Source organism: Selenomonas sp. (assembly GCF_057272215.1).
The window spans coordinates 73,960-92,591 of sequence record NZ_DBHIUY010000001.1 but is presented as its reverse complement, the minus strand read 5'-3'; the positions used below and the strand labels follow the sequence as shown (position 1 = coordinate 92,591).

The window sequence follows — 18,632 nt, the reverse complement described above, 5'->3', positions numbered from 1 at the left end:
TGCCGACGTAGGGAAGCTGAACGTAGCCGTCAATGCCGACGGTGATGTTGTTGACGCCGATGCCATCGGGGAAGCCAATGGCGAGGACGTTGAAGGTATCCCCCTTGAAGAGGCGATAGCTTGGCGTCGTTGCCGCACGGCGCAGGGATGCAATCTCGAATTCTTCCGGCGCTTCGATATAGCGCGGTGCAGCCGCCTCTTTCTTTGCCGGCTTTTCCCGAGATGCTGCTTCATGGTTTGCCTGCGGCTGCTCAGCGAGGGCTTTCGCCGTCACAGGCGTTGCCGCTGCTGCTTCTGCGGCGGCGTCGCTTGCAGAAGGCGCAGCGAACGCAGCGCTGCTGCTGAGCGCAAGCATTGCAGCCAAGACGAGCAGGTTGCGTTTTTTCATGTACGGACACTCCTTCAAACGGATTACATTTGTTCTTTTAAGGATAGCATAGCCATCCTCTGCTGTCAAAGGTCTTTGCCTGTACTTCCCTCTTTCTATTCTTCTTTATTATCGGGAAATGCCGCAAAAAATTTATTACAAAGGGTTTAACTCTCCATAATCAATAAGAAATCTCATAAAATCAATTTTATCCGCCTAAGCAAGTGCGGCAGAGTTTGCTCGCGCCGATCGGCTGAAATGGCGCGCCGCAGTTGGCGCAGTGCGGCAGGGGAATGCGCCAGCGTTTGGCGGCGGGAGATGCGGCGAGACGCAGAGCGTTCTTGGGACAGCGTGCCGTACAAAGACCACATGCCGTACAGAGCTGCGGCGTGAAGCTCAGTACGAAGTCTGCATCTTCGATGTCTGCCTGCAATGCGCCTTGCGGACACAGGTGCGCACAGAAGCCGCAGGCATTGCAGCCGCTGTAGAGAGCGAGGTCCCCATGCACAGCGGCAGGAAATGCGCCGTAGCGAAACGCCCATGCGGAAGGATCGAACGCCGTAAGCGATGGATATGCAGGATTTTCTTCCTGCGTTTCTGCGGCATCTCCAGCCCCGCCTTCATCCTGCCCCGCCGCAGCATCAGCATCGGCGCCAGACGTATCGCCTTGCAGCATCCTCTCAGCAGAATGCACCTCAGCGCCATCGCTCCCCGCACCGCCTGCCGCATCTGCCTGCCCGAACTTCTCCTTCGCAGCATCGCGAAAGCGGCGAAAAAAATCGCGGCGACTGTACTCGCGTGCGGCAGGCTCCGTATCTCGCAGGCGAAGCAGCATTCTCCCCGCCGCTTCCAAGGCAGTATTGGCAGCAGCAGACTCGCGGCAAAGATGCTCATAGACGGCGGGTACGCACGATCGGCACGCGCCAACATCGAGCTGCACTTCCTTTTTTGAAGCAATCGCCCAGAGAATGCCGCGCGTGAGAAATCCCAAGCATGGTAGCATAGAATCCGGCACCGTTTTCGTACACGCGAGATGCACCTGCGGCGCAGAGAGCGCGCTCGACAGCTTCGCAGCATAACTCTGCCGCGTCTCAATGGCGCCAGCGGGACAGACCGCCGTGCAAAGACCGCAGTCGAGACAAAGCTCCGTCTGCGGTATGCCCCAGCGGAACGCGCCTGCAGGACAGACCTCTTCACAAGCGCGGCACGGCGGCTGCAGATAGCCTTTGATGCACTTCGCCGCAGACAGACGAATCTTTTCCACCGCCGCCATCCTTTCCTCAGAGATGCCAAATTTTTCTTCTTCGTATAGTATAGCAGGAACCAATGAATTTTTCACGCCTTCTGCACGCATTTTCCTTTCTATGTTATAATAGGAAGCGATTTTCAAACGATGAGAGGGATTTTCATGAAAGAAGAAAACATCGGCGCGGCTATTGCGCGCGCTTTGGGCATCCGAACGAAGCAGGCGGAAGCGACGATCGCGCTCTTGGACGAGGGCAACACGGTGCCGTTCATCTCCCGCTATCGCAAGGAGGCGACGGGAGAACTTGACGAAGAGCAGGTGCGCTCCGTCGAGAGCGAGCTTTCGCGCCTCCGCAATCTCGTGAAACGTCAGCAGGAGATCGGAAAGAGCATCGACGAGCAGGGAAAGCTCACGCCCGAGATCAAAGAAGCGCTCGACCGGGCGCTGAAGATGCAGGAGCTGGAGGACATCTACCTGCCCTTCAAACAAAAGCGGCGCACACGCGCAGGCGTCGCGCGGGAAAAGGGGCTTGAGCCTTTGGCGCTTGCGATTCTCGCGCAGGAAGCGCAGAGCGGCACGGCGGAAGAATACGCCGCCCAGTTCGTCGATGCGGAAAAAGGCGTGGAGACGGCGGCAGATGCTCTTGCGGGTGCGATGGACATCGTCGCCGAAACTGTCACGGAAGGTGCGCCGCTGCGTCAGAAGATGCGCAAGGAGCTTTGGCAGCGTGCAGAACTCGTGACTGCGCTCGACGAGGAAACCGAAGACGCGCAAACCTTCCTCATGTATCAGGACTACAGGGAGCCGCTTCGCACGCTGCCTTCGCATCGCATCCTCGCCATCAACCGCGGCGAAAAGAAGGGCTGCCTCAAGGTCACGCTCCAATGCGACCACGAGAAGCTTGCGACGGAAATCTTCGATGGGATTGACAAAGGCGCATCGATCTTCCGCGACTCTCTGAAGGCGGCGATCGAGGACGGCTATAAGCGCCTGCTCTTTCCCGCTATGGAGCGCGAACTTCGCTCACTTTTGACGGAAAATGCCGAAAAGCAAGCGATTCACGTCTTCGGCGCAAACCTCAAGCAGCTCCTCCTCGAAGCGCCGCTCGCCGGGCACACGGTCATGGGACTCGATCCCGGCTACCGCACGGGCTGCAAGATGGCAGTCGTCAGCCCCACGGGTCAAGTCGTCGATCACGGCGTCCTCTACCTCACGATGAGCGATGAGCGCCGCGCCGAATCAGCGAAAAAAGCGCTCGCGCTCATCAAGAAGCACGGCGTGACGCTCATCTCCATCGGCAACGGTACGGCATCCTACGAAACGGAAGAATTCACGGCGAATCTCATCCGCGAGAACAAATTGCCCGTACACTACCTCATCACGAACGAAGCAGGCGCGTCCGTCTACTCTGCCTCGAAACTCGCGAAAGAGGAGCTTCCCGCATACGATGTGACGATCCGCGGCGCCGTCTCCATCGCGCGGCGTGTGCAGGATCCTCTCGCCGAACTCGTGAAGATCGACCCGCAGGCGATCGGCGTCGGTCAATACCAGCACGATGTGAACCAAAAGGAACTTGCCGCCGCACTCGACGCTGTCGTGGAATCCGCCGTCAACCATGTCGGCGTGAACCTCAACACGGCATCGGCGGCGCTTCTCTCGCACATCGCGGGCGTCACGAAGGCGATCGCGAAAAACATCATCGACTGGCGCGACGAAAACGGCGCTTTCGCCAGCCGCCGCCAGCTCCTCAAGGTGCCGCGCCTAGGTCCTGCCGCCTTTACCCAGTGCGCGGGCTTTTTGCGCATCGCGGGCGGCAAAAGCCCCTTGGACAACACGCCCGTTCATCCCGAGTCCTACGCGCTCGCCGAAAAGCTGCTCGACCGCCTCGGCTTTTCGCTCAAGGATTTGAACGATAAAAAGTCTCTCGACACGCTCGGCGCTAAGCTTACGCTCGCCGACGCCGAAAAACTCGCCCAAGAGCTTGCCGCAGGCACTCCGACCATGCGCGACATCATCGACGCGCTCAAGAAGCCGGGACGCGATCCACGCGAAGATCTGCCCGCGCCGCTGACGCGCCAAGCCATCGTAAAACTCTCCGACATCAAGCCCGGCGCCGTCATGCGCGGCACGGTGCGCAACATCACGGACTTCGGCGTATTCGTCGACATCGGCATCAAGACGGCGGGGCTCATCCACATCTCAGAACTCAGCAAGAAGCGCGTCCGACATCCGCTCGACGTCGTATCCGTCGGCGACATCGTAAACGTCATGGTAATCAACGTTGACGAGGTACGCGGACGCATCGGGCTTTCCCTAAAACAGGTTCCGAAAGAGGCGGCAAAATGAACCAATCTCGTGATACCATTCTTATAAGTGATACCATTCGTGCTATCGAGCCTGCCGGCGAAGAGGCTGACGAGCGTTTTTTCGGCACTTCATCAGGAGATCTCGGTGCGCTCTCCCTCCTCTTGCGGCGTTATCTTCGTGCAGCAAAGGGTACGCTCCGGACGCTCGAAAAGCCGAAGAAATGCACGCTGATCTGCTGCGCCGATCATGGCGTAGCAGAAATGCAGGTCAGCGCCTATCCGCCCGAGACGACGGCACAGATGACGGCGAACTACCTGCTAGCCAAGGGCGCTGTCGCCAACGCGCTCGCCAACTTCGCACGAAGCGACCTCTACGTCGCCGACCTCGGCATCAAAGCGCCTTTGCCGCCGCTCCCGACGCTCATCGACCGCAAGATCGCACACGGCACGAAGAACTCCGCCAAAGGAGCCGCCATGACGCGCGAGGAAGCGCTCCGCTCGCTCGCCGTCGGCATCCGCCTCGCTCATCATTTCACCGCGCAAGGCTATCGCTGCTTTCTGCCCGGAGAAATGGGTATATCAAACACGACGGCAAGCGCGGCGATCACCGCCTGCCTTTGCCGTCTCACACCCGCAAAAGCCACGGGGCGCGGCACGAACATATCTGATGAACGTCTCAAGACGAAGATCGAAGTCGTACGCCAGATCCTCGCGGTCAATCGCCCCGATGCGAATAACGGCGTCGATGTCCTGCAAAAGGTCGGCGGCTTCGAACTCGGCTGCATCGCGGGGCTGATCCTCGGCGCGGCAAGCAAAAGAGCCATCGTCATCCTCGACGGCTTCAACACAGGCGCAGCGGCGCTCATCGCACAGGCGCTCTCTCCCGCCGTCACAGGCTATCTTCTCCCCTCACACCTTGCAGCAGAGCCGGCGCACGCCGCCATCCTCGAAAAGCTCTCCCTCAAACCCTACATGGACATGCGCTTTCGTCTCGGCGAAGCGACAGGCTCCTCCATCGTCGCCGACTTCCTCGACGCCGCAATCGACGCTTCAAAAAGCGTGCGCACAGCCGACAAAAATGCGCCGGAAACAGAATATGACACCGCTGACATGCCGCAGATACAGCGCCGCTCCGTATCCGAAAACATCCCCCACGATGACGTCATCCGTCTGCCCGAATTCCCCGCACCCGACGCCCTTGCCATGACGGCGTGCCAAAAGCGCATCGACAGTCTTGCCAAGCCGATCTACAGCCTTGGCAGACTTGAAGCGCTCGCCGTGCGCCTCGCCGGCGTCACAGGCGTCGCACAGCCGCCGCTTGCATCCGGACGCACACTTCTCATCTTCACGGCAGAAGAACCATCCGAGCGGCAAAAGCACCTCACAGCAGCCTTCGCCGCACATGCAGGCGCACCTGTAACACTTGCGCAACTCGACGCTGCATCTTCTGCCGCCGCAGCTTTCGCCTTCGGGCAGAAGGTCGCACAGGAACTTACTGCCGACTGCCCCCTCATCGGCATCTCACTTACCGCCCCATCCAACGAAACAGCAAAAGAAAAGGCAGATCTGTTAGCCGAAGCGCTCCGCCATGAAAAAGACGGCAACAACCTTCTCGATCTGCTGCACCGCCTGCCTCCTGCATCCTGCGTCGAAGCCGCCGCACTCCTTGGCGCCATCAGCGCCGCTGCCAAAAGGCGCAGCCTCATCGTACTCGACGATCCCGCGACGGAAAACGTCGCGCTCTTTGCTGAACGAATCGCCCCCACACTCACACCCTATCTTCTCTACGTCCAGCGCGACTACCTCGCGCTGTCTCTTGCCGCGAGCTGCGGCGTCGCCGCCTGTCTTGGCATACGCCTCATGGACGCCGCCCTCCACATGCTCAACGACATGAAAACCTTCGCCCAGACCGCCGTCGCCGTCGCCGCCGACGGTCCCGGAAGAGGACGGCAGGGATAAAAAGGGGCTGCTAAAATAAAAAGAATGGTATCATCCGCTGTCTCAATGGATGATACCATTCTTTTATTTCTTTTCCGCTTTCGCCGCCGACTTCATCGGAGCCGCCGTCCTTGGCGCCGTCTTTGCCGAAGCCTTCGCCAGATCTTCGACCGAGACCGCGCCTTCCTGCGGCGCAGATACATGCTGCGGACGCGCCTTAAGCTCAATGCCCGCACGCGGATTCATCTCGCTCCTTCCCTTGAAGATGCCGCCATCCTCAATCTGGAAAGCATTGACTTGAACATCGCCGATAAGCTGCCCTGAGCTGTGGATCGTCAGACTCTCCTCCGTGCGTGCGTTGCCATGCACCGTCCCCGATACATTCAAGGAGCGTGCCGAGACATTGCCCGTGACCATGCCCGTCTCGCCGACGATCACCGCGCCCGAGAGCTTCAGCTCGCCCTCGATCTCTCCGTCAATGCGTAAGTTTCCCGTACCGCTGACCTCGCCCTGAATCCTCGTATTCTTGCCGATGACCGTTTCTATATCGCCTGCGGCAGGACCTTCATCGCGCTTTCTCATCACACCAAACATAGTCTCCCCACTTCCTATAGATAGCTCGCCGGATTCACGATCTCGCCATGCAGATGAATCTCATAGTGCACATGCGGTCCCGTAGAAAAGCCCGTACTGCCCATATAGGCGATCATCTCGCCGCGCTTGACGTGCTGCCCTTCGTGCACGATCACCTCAGACGCATGACCGTAGCGCGTAAGAATGCCGTTGCCATGGTCAATATCAACCATGTTTCCATAGCCGCCCGCATTCCAGCCAGCCGCCGTCACGACGCCGTCTGCTGTCGCCACAATCGGCGTGCCTGTATCGTTGGCAATGTCGATTCCCGGATGGAAATCCGTACCATTCCAACGCCAACCGAAGGGCGAAGATATATCCCCCGACGTCGGCCAGCCCGAAGGCACATTGCTTGGTACGTCCGTCCTTGCCAGCTTATCCGCTTCTGCCGCACGCGCCGTTGCCTCTGTACGCTGCCTTTGGAGCTGCGCCTCAAGCTGCGCCAGGCTTTCACGCCGCGCAGGCAGTCCGCGCGACACGGCGTCGAGCGCACGCCGCACCTGCGAAACCTCTGCCGGTACACTAGGACCTCCCTGCCCCGTATGCTTGGCAGACTCGTCCTCTGCATTTTCATCCAACAGACGGCGCAGCGTCTGTTCACGCTCCGTGAGCTTTTCCATCTCCGTCTGCAAATTTCTTGCCTCTTCCGCAAGCTGTGCAAGCTCTGCCTGCCGCCCCTTCTCATCCGGCGTCTCTCGCGGCGCCGCGATAGAGCCGGCGCCGCTAACACTGTATGACATATAGCCGAACCCGCCAAGCAGAAGAACTGCGCCCGCTGCCAAAGCAGCCGCCCAGATCTTCAGCGTGCGCATCGAAAAGCTGTAACTTCGCACTGTCTCACCTTGATGCGGGATAAACTTCAGCGTGTACTCACGCTTGTCCGGTTTCTTTCCCTTCGTAGTCAAAGATCGATCCCCCATATATGCAAAAGAATGATAAAGCCTTTTCTCATACAACTGTTATTATACCATAGACAAAAAGGCAATATCAAATATTTTAAGAAAACGCTGATAAAATAAAGTCATCCATCTTTGCACAGCGCAGATATATAAAAATCGTTTGCTGAATTTATCAGGGATTCCTATGAGTACGGCAAATCGGCTGCAATGCTTCAAGATTCGCGGGCTTGTCGCACCTAAGATTTCGCAGCCTCAGCGTTGCTGGACAGCGATCTCTAAGGCGCTCCTGCGCCCTGTCGGGCTTGTCGCACCTAAGATTTCGTAGCCTCAGCGTTGCTGGACAACGATCTCTAAGGTGCTCCTGCGCCCTGTCGGGCTTGTCGCACCTAAGATTTCGTAGTACAATAGACGAAGCTTTGGGGGTTGCCCCGCAATATTGACTGATCAGGAGGGAAACGTATGTCATTGATGGATGCACTGAAACATGCCGACCCGGGAGTTGCCAAGGCGATTGATGGTGAACTTTCGCGCCAGCGACATAAGCTCGAACTCATCGCCTCGGAAAACATCGTGAGCCACGCCGTCTTAGAAGCGCAGGGCAGCGTCCTCACGAACAAGTACGCCGAAGGATATCCTGCCAAACGCTATTACGGCGGCTGCGAATGTGTCGACGTCGTTGAAACGCTCGCCATCGAACGCGCAAAAGAGCTGTTCGGCGCAGGCTATGCCAACGTACAGCCGCACTCGGGCGCACAGGCGAACATGGCGGTGTTCTTCTCACTTCTCTCACCCGGCGACACCTACATGGGCATGAACCTCACGGACGGCGGACACCTCACGCACGGCAGCGCCGTCAACATGTCGGGTAAATACTTCCACGTCGTTCCATACGGCGTTGACAAGGAGACGGAGTGCATCGACTACGACGCGCTCGAAAAGCAGGCGAAAGACGTCAAGCCGAAGCTCATCGTCGCCGGCGCCTCTGCCTATGCGCGCATCATCGACTTCGAGCGGCTGTCTGCCATTGCCAAAACCGTCGGCGCCTACCTCATGGTCGATATGGCGCACATCGCCGGTCTCGTCGCGGGCGGCGTACATCCTAGCCCGCTGCCTTGGGCGGACGTCGTAACGACGACGACGCACAAGACGCTTCGAGGCCCCCGCGGCGGCATGATCCTCACGAAAGACGCCGAATTCGGCGCGCAGTTCAACAAGGCGATTTTCCCCGGCATCCAAGGCGGCCCCTTGATGCACGTCATCGCCGCCAAAGCCGTCGCTCTCCATGAAGCGCTGCAGCCTGCTTTCAAAGAATATGCCGCACAAGTCGTCAAAAACGCCAAGACACTCGCCGCCGCCTTGCAGGAAAAAGGCTTCCGCATCGTCTCAGGCGGCACGGACAACCACCTCATGCTCGTCGATCTCCGAAACAAAAACGTCACGGGCAAAGAGGCGCAGCTCATCCTCGACGGCGTCGGCATCACAGCGAACCGCAACACGATCCCCTTCGAGCCGCTTTCGCCCTTCGTCACCAGCGGCATCCGTCTCGGATCGCCTGCACTCACGACGCGCGGCTTCAAAGAGGCAGACATGGAAGAAGTCGCTGCCATCATCGCTCTCGTCCTCGAGCAGCCGACGAACACGGCCGCGCAGGAAGAAGCAGCAAAGCGCGTTGACGCCCTTTGCCAAAAATATCCCCTTTATGAATGAGGTGCCGCTATGTATCTGGAAGATGTAAGAAAAGAAGGTCTCACGGTCAACATCGTCGATCATCCGCTCGTGCAGCATAAGTTGGCGCTCATGCGCCAAAAGGAAACGGGTTCCAAAGACTTCCGCGAACTCTTGGAAGAAATCGCCATGCTCATGGTCTATGAGATCACACGCGACCTGCCGATGGAAGAAGTCGAGATCGAAACGCCCGTCGCACCCTGCCGCGCCAAGATGCTCTCGGGCAAGAAACTCGCCTTGATTCCCATTCTGCGCGCCGGTCTTGGCATGATCGGCGGTATACAAAAGCTCATGCCCGCCGTGCGCATCGGTCATATCGGACTTTACCGCGATCCCGACACGATGCAGCCCGTCGAATACTACTGCAAGCTGCCGACCGATCTCGGTGAACGCACGATCATCGTCGCCGATCCCATGCTTGCAACCGGCGGCAGCTCCATCGCCGCACTGAGTCTCTTGAAAAGTAAAGGCGCAAAGAATATCATCCTGCTCTGTCTCGTCTCCGCCCCCGCCGGAGTGCGTACCGTAAACGAAACGCACCCCGACGTTCCCATCTACGTCGCGGCCGTCGATGATTACCTCAACGAGCGCGCCTATATCGTTCCCGGTCTCGGCGATGCAGGCGACCGCCTATTCGGCACACTATAAGAATTACACACATAACCGTCCACTTCGTGGACATTGTGCGCCGCCCTTACCGAAAACCACGCAAAAAATTTCCCCTTCGCTAAAAAAACACTTGCATTTCTCCGCGCCTTTCTGTATAATATGCTTTGTTCGCGGGCGCGAGTCTGCAGAACAAAATTGCTCGGTTAGCTCAGTTGGTTAGAGTATCACATTGACATTGTGGGGGTCACTGGTTCGAATCCAGTACCGAGCACCATTTGTCTATTAAGCAGTCATCCTCTGGATGACTGCTCCTTTGTTATATAGAGCTTTTTCGAGGAGGATTGCAACATGAACATCGGCAAGAAACTTCGCGCGGCTATCCTCGCCGCCCTTTTGACGCTCGCTCCGCTGCACAGCGCCGCGCCCGTCGAGGCGGCGGCGCTCAACCCCGTGCTGATCGGCATGTCCGCACTCGGCGGCTATCTCGCCTACCAAGGCACCCTCAAGGAGATGCTTGCCATTGGCAACAACGTCGACTATCAGATCAGCGGCTTGAAACAAGATATGGAAGAAAACGGCGAAGACAAGGACGCGCTGAACCGTGAAGTCGTCGACCGCGTGCTCGGACGGCTCACAGAACATGGCGAATATGCGCTCTCCATCAACTCCCTGCCATTCCTATGGCGCGTGAACGCAAGCGACGCCTTCAACGCCGCCTGCTATCCGACCGACTATATCACCGTGAACCGCGGTCTCGTACGCGCCCTGCACCACGACGAAGACGAGCTTGCCGCCGTCCTCGGACACGAGATGACGCACGGTCTCCGCCAGCACAGTGCGAAAAACTACGCCAAAGCCGTCGCCGAATCGTACGCCGGCATCGCCATCGGCTCGGCGGCAGACAACCTCGACTGGCAGAAGCTCAACGCCATCGTCGGCTACGCCATCGCTAAAGACGTAACGCTGCCGAGCGAAATCGAAGCCGACGAAGGCGGCTTTTACCTCATGACAACGGCGGGCTTCAATCCCGGCGGCGGCGCAGCGGCGATGGCACGCATGGCGTATTACCTGACCTACGAAACGCAGGACATTCGCGAGTACCAAGACCCATTTGAGGATCCGAACGCGCCGAACTACAACGACCACCCCGCCATGTTGGAGCGCATCGAGCGGCTTGCCGGCATGATGTGCGCCTACGGCATGGGGCATGTCACTGTCAAAAACGGCGCAGACGTCTACATCGACGGCGAAAAACTCCTGACCGCCGACTGGGACGCCGACTACAACAACACGCAGGAAAACGCCTACCTCATCGCCGGCGGCCTCGCCAAAGCATTCCATGACCACGCCGCCTTCGCCGATTGGCAGTTCACGACCGCACCAAACGGGCGCATCTCCTACCTCAATGAAGACCACGTCTACGAAAAGCTCAAGAAGTTCGTCGCACGCCATCATGCAGAAGAGCGCCTTGAGATGCTTGTGCGCACCGCCTACGCAAGCAGCGAGGACAAAACGATGCGCAAAAAAATCGCCGCCGAAGAAAAAGCTCGCAGCGATACATGGCAGAAGATCCGAGAAAAGGCGCTCGACGCCAAAGGCGAACTCGTCAAGCAGCTTCGCTACAACGCCGATCGCTACAGTGACAACGGCATGGCTAAGGAAGCGCTTTTCCTCATGGAACGCGCCTTCGCCGCAAAAAATCCCGACGACATCGCAGAAAACTATGCCATTCGCGGCCGCGCTCGCGCCGTCGCCGGCGACTACAGCGCCGCTCTCGCTGACTCTGACCACGCCGTTGCACTCGATGCGAAAAACATCTACAACTTTCTCAACCGCGCCGACGTCCATCGCATGATGGGCGAGCGCGAAAAGGCGCTCGCAGATCTCGAAAAGTCGCAGGCACTCGATGAGAAGAACCCCTTCATCTACAAGATGCGCGGCGAAATTTACAACGAGACAGGTGAAAAAGACGCGGCGCTCGCTGCCTACAAGGACTATTGGAGATATGCGCCGAACGCGCAGGACATCCCCGATGAGTATATGAAAGACGTCGACGCCGAAGCCTACGACAAGATCATCAAGGAGCGCGAAAAGAAGGAACTGGAGAAAGCCGAAAAAGAAAAAGATAAAATGGGCGAAAAGACTTAATTTCTTTCACGAAAAATTCGATAAAGAAGGCAAAGGAGATAGGCTGCAGCAATTTTATATACTGCTCTACCATAAAACGAGGTGTGAAAAATGGGAATAATGGCTGGTATTCTCGTACTTCTTCTTACTTTGCTCTTCCTTGACGACATGGAACTTACGGCGATCTCTCTCATCATTGCCATCCCTTTGGCGGTGACGTATCAGCTCACCGACTCCGTTGTCGCCGCCGCATTTACAACCTTCGCCATCCTCCTTGTCTTGGGGCTACTCTATCGCTATCGCGAAACAGCCTTGCAGATGCGAAAATAACCGTCGAACCTTCCAAAGGAAGAGTTGCGTCCGCATTCTTTTCAAGCGGCGCTGCTCTTCCTTTATTTTATCGGAGGACAGGCAATACCAACGAAATTAAATTATTTTATCGGATTGGAAAAATTTTCTTTCCGATTTTGAATTTTTTTCGTGCAATTCTGCCGATACTATGCTATAATAGCTTTGCGGCAAGTAGACAATCAAGATCTACACGCCTATTCTGCCGTGTTTTACCAAAACACAGGGGAAGTAGGCCAGCCACTGATTCTTTCCCTGTGTTCTCTTCATAACTGGAAAAGAATCCCAAATATGAGATATAAGAGCTGCACGCCCATCCGATACGATGCCTGTGCAGCTCTTTTTTGTTCTATAAACAAAAATCCTATGCGACCGATCCATCAAGCATCATCATGATCCCTCTCAAATCACACATACAAAAAGCCGCCCGCAGGCGGCTTTTTGTATGTGCAAACCAAATCTACATTTCTCCCCAAAGAACGATCTCCTTCAGCTCTCGCGTCTTTTTCATATCAATCACGCGCTGATTGCGGCTACCGCGAAACGGGAGCGTGAGGTCGCGTTCAGCTTCTTCATACGCGCCGTCCACGAGGACATCAACCTCATCGAGCAGTGCATCGACGGCGCGCTCGTTCTGTCCTTGCAGGTATTCGAGCGTATAGCCCGTATACGCCCAAACGTCCATGCCATGTTCATGCACCTCACGCGCAAGGCTTGCAAGCGGCGCAGCCTGACAAAAAGGCTCACCACCCGAGAGGGTAACACCCGTCAGCAAAGGGTTTTCGAGTACATGTGCAAGAAGCGCCTGCGTGTCCATCTCTCGCCCGCCCGTAAAATCATGCGTCTTTGGATTGTGGCAGCCGGGACAATGATGCGGGCAGCCCTGCGTGAAGATGGTGTAACGAAGTCCCGCCCCGTCCACGATGGAGTCCGATACCGTTCCCGCAAGTTTAACTGATGCCATGCTTGACTCGGTCGTGCTCTTCGGCGCGTTTCGCGTTGTTCCAGCGGTCAATCGTGCCGACAAGATACCCTGTGATGCGCCGGATGCGCTCGAAGGGACGACCGTCCTCCTTTCTGCCGCAGCGCGGGCAGATATTGTCGATGATACCATTGTAGCCGCAGACAGGATCGCGGTCGACGGGATGATTGACCGAGCCATAGCCGATGCCTTCGTCGTGCATGTAGCGCACGATCGCTTCAAAGGCTTGGAGATTCTTCGAGGGATCGCCGTCCATCTCGATGTAGCTGATGTGTCCGGCGTTCGTCAGCGCGTGATACGGCGCTTCAAGACGAATCTTCTTTGCCGCCGCAATCGGGCAGTAGACGGGCACATGGAAGCTGTTTGTGTAATAGTCTCGATCCGTGATGCCCTCGATCTCACCGAAGCGCTTGCGGTCAAGGCGCACAAAGCGGCCGGAAAGCCCCTCGGCGGGCGTCGCCAGAAGCGTGAAGTTCAGCCCCGTGCGCTTTGCCTCCTCGTCCATGCGGCGGCGCATGTGCCCGACGATGGCAAGCCCGAGAGTCTGCGCCTCTTCCGACTCGCCCTGATGCTTGCCGATGAGCGCTTTCAGGCATTCGGCAAGACCGATGAATCCCATCGAGAGCGTGCCATGCTTCAAGACTTCGGCGATCTCATCGTCGGGACCGATCTTCTCCGAGTCGATCCACACGCGCTGCCCCATGAGGAATGGATAATTCCTGCCCTTTTTCGCGCACTGGATCTTGAAGCGATGCAAAAGCTGGCGGATGACAAGCTCCGTCAAGCTGTCAAGCTCACGGTAAAATACATCGAGATCGCCCTTAGCGAGGATAGCGAGACGCGGCAGGTTGATGCTCGTAAACGAGAGATTGCCGCGCCCGCATGTGACTTCACGCTCGGGATCGTAGACGTTGCCCATGACGCGCGTGCGGCATCCCATATAAGCGACTTCCGTGTTGTAGTCGCCCTCCTTGTAATACTGGAGATTGAACGGTGCATCAAGGAAACTGAAGTTCGGAAACAGACGCTTCGCTGAAGTTTCCATAGCGAGCCGAAAGAGATCGTAGTTCGGATCCCCTGCATTGTAGTTCACGCCCTCTTTGACTTTGAAGATCTGCACGGGGAAGATCGGCGTCTCACCGTTGCCAAGTCCTTCCTGCGTCGCGAGCAGGAGATTCTTCATGACCATGCGGCCTTCGGGCGAAGTGTCCGTACCGTAGTTGATCGAGCTGAACGGCACCTGTGCGCCTGCGCGCGAATTCATCGTGTTGAGGTTGTGAATGAGTGCTTCCATCGCTTGGAAAGTCGCATTATCCGTCGCATCAAGCGCCGCTGCGTAGGCATAATCATGCGCACGCGCTGCGAGCTTTTCGGAGATTTCCTCATAGCCGCACGCCTTTTGGTGCGCGGGCAGAAAATCGATGAGAGCCTCTCTGTAGACGTCCGCACCACCGATCGTAACGCCCAAGGGCAGAAGCGAGCGGCGAATCTCCTTTGCCAAGAGCTTCGCGTCATCCTGCTTCATGGCGAGCGTGATGGCAAAGAAGTTCGCGATCTCCTTGAAGTAGAGCTTGCGGAAGGTCTTCCTTACGCCCGGCGCCATCGAATAGTCGAAGTTCGGGATCGCCTGACCGCCGTGCATCTCGTTTTGATTCGCCTGGATGGCGATGCAGCCGAGTGCGGCATAGGAGCGAATATCGTTCGGCTCGCGCAGATAGCCGTGACCCGTCGAGAAACCGTCCTTGAAGAGTTTTAAGAGGTCGATCTGGCAGCACGTCTCTGTCAGCATATAGAAATCCTTGTCGTGGATATGGATGTCGCCGTCGATGTGCGCCGCTGCGATATCTTTGGGCAGGATGTGATGGTCGATGAAGTACTTCGACCCTTCCGAACCATATTTAAGCATCGTTCCCATCGCTGTATCGGCGTCAATATTTGCATTCTCTCGCTTGATGTCGGCGTCCTTGGCGCGCTTGAAGGTCAGCTCGTTGTAGATGTCCATAAGGTCGCCCTCAGCGTCGCGAATCTTCGCATGTTCCGCGCGATAGAGGATGTACGCCTTCGCCGTCGAGGCGAAGTTGTTCTTGATGAGCACCTTTTCCACAGCATCCTGAATGAACTCAACGGCAGGCGTCTCCTCCCCCTCAATGCGGTGCATGACGCTCTTCGTAAGCTTTTCGAGCTGCTGCTGGGAAAACGTCTCGTCGATGGACTCAAGATTTGCCTTGCGAATGGCGTCGGTGATCTTCTCGGCATCAAAGGGCACGACTTGCCCCGTACGTTTTTGAATATTTTTGATGGTCATATCTATGATCCTTCCCTTGTAGTTTTTGTGTTGTTAAATTATACAAGATATAGATTTCTTGGTCAAGGGACTAAACTACATATTGTGTTTTATCCACAAGAAAAGCCCCTTTTATCCACAAGGAAAAAGGGGCTTCATCTTAGATTTTTCAAGGCTTACGCTACGGAGAAAGATTCTTTAGAAAAAGTTATGCACAGGCAGCCGTTACTCCTTCGCCTGTATGATTGTGCGCATGGGGAACGGAATGTCGATACCCTCCTTGCGGTAGCGGCGCGTCAAGGCCTTGATGAATTCATGTTTCAAGAGAAACTGATTGACGAAGCTGCTCGTGTGCAGCACGACATCGAATTCGATGGCAGAGTCGCCAAACGTGTGGAAGCGCACGACGGGATCACTCTCAACGCCGTGATCGAAGGCTTCCATGACCTCGTTCGCCACCACAAGGGTCACGCGCTCCACCTCGTCGAGATCGCTCGCGTAGCTGACGCCGACGGGGATGACAACGGCGATTTCCTGCGCGGGCATGTCGTAATTCGTAAGAATGGACGATGCGAGCTTCTGATTCGGCACGATGATCGTGTTGCCGCCCAAGGTCTGCACCGTCGTGAAGCGGAAGTTGATGTCGGCGACCTTGCCTTCCTCACCCGCCGACATGCGTACATAGTCGCCGATGCGAATCTGCCGCGAGAGAATGAGCTGCAGTCCTGAGAAGATGTTCGACAGCGTCTCCTGCATACCGAGAGCGAGCGCCGCGCCACCGACGCCCATCGCTGTGAGGATCGGCGCGACGGAAATGCCGGCATATTGCAGAACGACGAGGACACCCATAGCATAGATCAGCCCGGAGAGGATGGAAGAAAGGAGTGTCGTCTTCGGCAGAGCCGCGCCGCTCGTGCGCGTCTTCATCTCGATGAATCCCGTGATCGTGCGCGAAGCGACGCGCGTCAGCGTGAAGACGATGATGGCGAAGAGGATGTAGGAGAGGAACTGCGCGATCGTCGGAAAGACGTCGATGGTCTTGATCGACCAGTAGACGCCGACGCCGAGGCACCACGAGACGGGCACGCCGCGCAGCGCATGGATGAAGATCGACCACGCCGTGTCCTCGCCGACCGTGACCCTCTCACGAATCTGCCGGTCGATGAGCTTGTTGAGAAATATGCCGACCGTCAGCGCCGCGAGCATGATGCACGCAGGCATAAGCAGGAAATCAGTCACTTCATGCCAAGTCAGCGCTTGAAGTTTCATAAAAAAAGACAATATTTTTCCTCCTAGGCTATGTGGATAAATCAAATACGAAAAGCCTTGATCTTACAAGTCAACTAAGGCTTATCCCCAAAAATCTGTGGATAACTGTGGAAAACAGGTGTTTTTCTTGTGGATAACCGCGCATATACAGAATGCTGAACCATTCGCACGCGCATCAAATCCGTTTCACATCGGCGAAGTGAAGCTCCGGCACATGATGGATGAGGTTCCATGCGTGCGCTTTTTTATAGAAGAGTTCCAACCCCTTGAGATGCTCCTCCTTGAGATCCCAGTGGATGACTTGGAGATATTCCTCCAGTTGCTCGAATGTAAAATCTTTCTCGCCATGTACGGATTGAATTGTCGCGTACTTATTGGCAACGCCCTCCGCCATGCCGCCGACGAGCCGTTCGTAAACGAGCTGCAGCTGCTCCGGTCGCTCCTTAGAGAACGTGCGGTTCGCCACCCAAAGCGAATAAACCATACCGAGTCCCGTAAGCTTGTGCCACTCAGCGCCAAGGTCATAGTAGTGGAGATCCTCGCGGCGATGGTGATAAAGCCAGAGCGCGTCATCGCCGATGAAGAGCGAGCCTGAAGCATCCCTTGGAACGGGATTTTGCGGCACAATATGGCGCACATAGTAATTCGGACTTGCGTCGTAGCTCTCCTTTAGAATAATTTTCAAAAGACAGTGGCTCGTCGCTGATTTCGCCGTGAGAATGATACGGTCGTCCTTGATCTCCTCGATGGGCTTTTTCGTCACCAAGAGGATGCTCGTCACTCTTTCATCTGTGCGCACGCAGATATCGGGCAAAATGACAAGCTTTTCATCGCCGTCGGCATAGACGATGGACGATATGCCGCTGACATCAAGTCTCTCTGCGGCAAGCGCTCGATTAAGCTCCGCCGGTACGCCCGGCACGAGATGCAGACCGCGGTTGCCGCCATGTGCAAAGCTCCATGTGAGCGGCAAGATATTAAGAAAATGGATATGCCCAACCTTTGGCTCTTCCATAAATGCCTCCTTACGGAAGTACGGATAAGTCCCATGCTTCCTTACATATATTTCCACATGTGCAGCAACGGACCATGTCCTTTACCGAGGTCGAGTCCCGCACGAATGGCGCCCGTGATGTAAGCCTTTGCGTCCTCCACGGCAATCGTCAGCGGCTTTCCTGCCGCCATACCGCAGGCGATCGCTGTAGAAAGCGCACAGCCTGTACCATGCGTATTCGCATTGTCTATACGCGCCTGTTTGTACCAGCGCACCTGGTCATCCGCATAGAGCAGATCGTCCGCACTCTCAACGAGATGACCGCCCTTGATGAGGACAGCTGTCGAAAAGCGCTCCGTCAACGCCTTGGCAGAACGCAGCATAGAAGCCTTGTCCGTGATAGCGACGCCCGTGATGGCTGCCGCCTCCGCAAGATTCGGTGTGACGATATCTGCGAGAGGCAACAACTCATCCACCATAGCAAAGAGCGTTTCGCTCGTGATCAGGCTGCAGCCGCTCGTCGAGGTAATGACAGGGTCAAGCACAATATTCTCCGCTTTCTTTTCCCGCAGTTTCCCAGCGACCGTACGAACGATCGCATCGTTTCCCACCATGCCGACTTTGACCGCATCGGGCCGTATATCCTCATAGATCGCATCTATCTGCGCCGCAATAAAATCCGGCGGAATGACGAAAATATCGCGAATCCCCGTCGTATTCTGCACCGTAAGTCCCGTCGAAACATTCATCGCGTACATCTTATGCGCCGTGATGACCTTGATATCCGCTTGTATGCCGGCGCCGCCGCTTGGATCCGATCCTGCAATCGTCAGGATTTTTTTGATGTCTTTCATGCCCTACTCCCCCCGAAAAAACGCCGAACCTTGCAGCATTTCCCAGAAATT

15 protein-coding genes, 1 tRNA gene and 1 pseudogene are annotated in these 18,632 nt (G+C 56.5%); 8 read left to right on the top strand and 9 right to left on the bottom strand.

The window, feature by feature from the left end; all coding sequences use genetic code 11:
- Together ACO5Z0_RS00440 and ACO5Z0_RS00435 are read right to left on the bottom strand one after the other, a co-directional pair.
- Positions 1-388 (bottom strand): annotated as a pseudogene (locus tag ACO5Z0_RS00440) (polysaccharide biosynthesis/export family protein); the annotation flags it as partial.
- A gap of 187 nt (positions 389-575) precedes the next feature.
- On the bottom strand, positions 576-1,640 hold the full coding sequence (locus ACO5Z0_RS00435; protein WP_485648744.1) for an ATP-binding protein: 1,065 nt from the start codon (positions 1,638-1,640) through the stop codon (positions 576-578).
- Between the two features lie 135 nt (positions 1,641-1,775).
- On the opposite strand from ACO5Z0_RS00435, the gene ACO5Z0_RS00430 reads away from it, so the two are divergent.
- The gene (locus tag ACO5Z0_RS00430; RefSeq protein ID WP_485648743.1) at positions 1,776-3,959 is read left to right on the top strand and encodes a Tex family protein; all 2,184 of its coding nucleotides are present in this window, start codon (positions 1,776-1,778) and stop codon (positions 3,957-3,959) included.
- Positions 3,956-5,878, top strand: a complete 1,923-nt coding sequence (locus ACO5Z0_RS00425) for a nicotinate-nucleotide--dimethylbenzimidazole phosphoribosyltransferase (RefSeq protein WP_485648742.1) — start codon at positions 3,956-3,958, stop codon at positions 5,876-5,878. The genes ACO5Z0_RS00430 and ACO5Z0_RS00425 overlap by 4 nt, the downstream gene beginning before the upstream one ends.
- 63 nt (positions 5,879-5,941) lie before the next feature.
- Here the strand turns inward: ACO5Z0_RS00425 and ACO5Z0_RS00420 are convergent, their stop codons facing one another.
- On the bottom strand, positions 5,942-6,451 hold the full coding sequence (locus ACO5Z0_RS00420; RefSeq protein ID WP_442675726.1) for a bactofilin family protein: 510 nt from the start codon (positions 6,449-6,451) through the stop codon (positions 5,942-5,944).
- 14 nt (positions 6,452-6,465) lie between these two features.
- On the bottom strand, positions 6,466-7,395 hold the full coding sequence (locus ACO5Z0_RS00415; RefSeq protein WP_485648741.1) for a M23 family metallopeptidase: 930 nt from the start codon (positions 7,393-7,395) through the stop codon (positions 6,466-6,468).
- 178 nt (positions 7,396-7,573) lie between these two features.
- Here ACO5Z0_RS00415 and ACO5Z0_RS00410 point away from each other — a divergent pair, with 178 nt between their 5' ends.
- From ACO5Z0_RS00410 to ACO5Z0_RS00385, 6 genes are all read left to right on the top strand, one after another.
- Positions 7,574-7,714 (top strand): hypothetical protein, encoded by a 141-nt coding sequence (locus ACO5Z0_RS00410; RefSeq protein ID WP_485648740.1) that lies wholly within the window; start codon positions 7,574-7,576, stop codon positions 7,712-7,714.
- A gap of 134 nt (positions 7,715-7,848) precedes the next feature.
- Positions 7,849-9,096, top strand: a complete 1,248-nt coding sequence (gene glyA, locus ACO5Z0_RS00405) for a serine hydroxymethyltransferase (RefSeq protein ID WP_485648739.1) — start codon at positions 7,849-7,851, stop codon at positions 9,094-9,096.
- Between the two features lie 9 nt (positions 9,097-9,105).
- Complete coding sequence (upp, locus tag ACO5Z0_RS00400) at positions 9,106-9,762, top strand: uracil phosphoribosyltransferase (protein ID WP_442673417.1); 657 nt, start codon at positions 9,106-9,108, stop codon at positions 9,760-9,762.
- 158 nt (positions 9,763-9,920) lie between these two features.
- Positions 9,921-9,997: transfer RNA gene (locus ACO5Z0_RS00395), tRNA-Val, on the top strand.
- Positions 9,998-10,071: 74 nt separating this feature from the next.
- Positions 10,072-11,871, top strand: a complete 1,800-nt coding sequence (locus ACO5Z0_RS00390; RefSeq protein WP_485648738.1) for a M48 family metalloprotease — start codon at positions 10,072-10,074, stop codon at positions 11,869-11,871.
- 90 nt (positions 11,872-11,961) lie between these two features.
- A complete protein-coding gene (locus tag ACO5Z0_RS00385) occupies positions 11,962-12,180 on the top strand; it encodes a hypothetical protein (protein WP_442673415.1) in 219 nt (72 codons plus the stop codon).
- Positions 12,181-12,658: 478 nt separating this feature from the next.
- Here ACO5Z0_RS00385 and nrdG read toward each other — a convergent pair whose 3' ends face one another.
- From nrdG to thiD, 5 genes are all read right to left on the bottom strand, one after another.
- A complete protein-coding gene (gene nrdG / locus ACO5Z0_RS00380; RefSeq protein WP_485648737.1) occupies positions 12,659-13,162 on the bottom strand; it encodes an anaerobic ribonucleoside-triphosphate reductase activating protein in 504 nt (167 codons plus the stop codon).
- The gene (locus ACO5Z0_RS00375) at positions 13,149-15,485 is read right to left on the bottom strand and encodes an anaerobic ribonucleoside triphosphate reductase (protein WP_485648736.1); all 2,337 of its coding nucleotides are present in this window, start codon (positions 15,483-15,485) and stop codon (positions 13,149-13,151) included. The genes nrdG and ACO5Z0_RS00375 overlap by 14 nt, the downstream gene beginning before the upstream one ends.
- A 204-nt stretch (positions 15,486-15,689) precedes the next feature.
- On the bottom strand, positions 15,690-16,733 hold the full coding sequence (locus ACO5Z0_RS00370) for a mechanosensitive ion channel family protein (protein WP_485648734.1): 1,044 nt from the start codon (positions 16,731-16,733) through the stop codon (positions 15,690-15,692).
- A 175-nt stretch (positions 16,734-16,908) separates the two neighbouring features.
- Positions 16,909-17,748, bottom strand: a complete 840-nt coding sequence (locus ACO5Z0_RS00365) for a menaquinone biosynthesis protein (protein WP_485648733.1) — start codon at positions 17,746-17,748, stop codon at positions 16,909-16,911.
- Between the two features lie 41 nt (positions 17,749-17,789).
- Positions 17,790-18,581, bottom strand: coding sequence for a bifunctional hydroxymethylpyrimidine kinase/phosphomethylpyrimidine kinase (gene thiD / locus ACO5Z0_RS00360; RefSeq protein ID WP_485648732.1), 792 nt, complete (start codon positions 18,579-18,581; stop codon positions 17,790-17,792).
- Positions 18,582-18,632 lie beyond the last annotated feature (51 nt).